Genomic DNA, 594 nt, shown 5'->3' on the forward strand with positions numbered 1-594 from the left:
GTTTGCCACCGAGGAGGCGTGTTTGGCCTTCCTTGAGCGGCTGCGCTGGCCCGATGGTTTTGTCTGTCCGCGCTGCACCCATGCAGGTGATGTGTACCGGGCCAGTCGCACCCGCCTGGTGTGCAGGGCATGCCAGTACCAAGGCTCGGTGACCTCGGGGACCATTTTCGACAAGACGCGCACGCCACTGCGGGTGTGGCTTGCTGCCGCGTGGTACCTGACCAACCAAAAGCAGGGCGTGAGCGCTCTGGGGCTGCAACGCGTTCTGGGTCTGGGCAGCTACCAGACCGCCTGGACCATGCTGCACCGGTTTCGACGCGCCATGGTTCGCCCAGGCAGAGACCGGCTCAAGGGCCTTGTCGAGGTCGATGAGACGTACCTGGCGATCACCGACCGCAAAGATCCAATAACCGCCACCGGACGCAAAAGCAGTACCACCAAGGTGCTGGTGGCCATGGCCGTCGAGATCATTCAGCCCAAGGGATTTGGGCGCATTCGGCTGCGCCGCATTGAGCGCGATTGGGCCGCCTGCGTCATTCCCTTCGTGCAGGAGGTGATAGAGCCTGGAGCGCAGGTGCGCACAGATGGCTCGGC

1 protein-coding gene is annotated in these 594 nt (G+C 63.8%); it reads left to right on the forward strand.

Annotation, left to right across the window (positions count from 1 at the left end):
* Positions 1 to 594 (forward strand): IS1595 family transposase (locus AC07X5_RS32630; protein ID WP_494773552.1); only part of this gene is annotated, 594 nt, incomplete at both ends.

The sequence above is a fragment of the Acidovorax sp. GW458-11-26-14-TSB4 genome, from assembly GCF_059423865.1.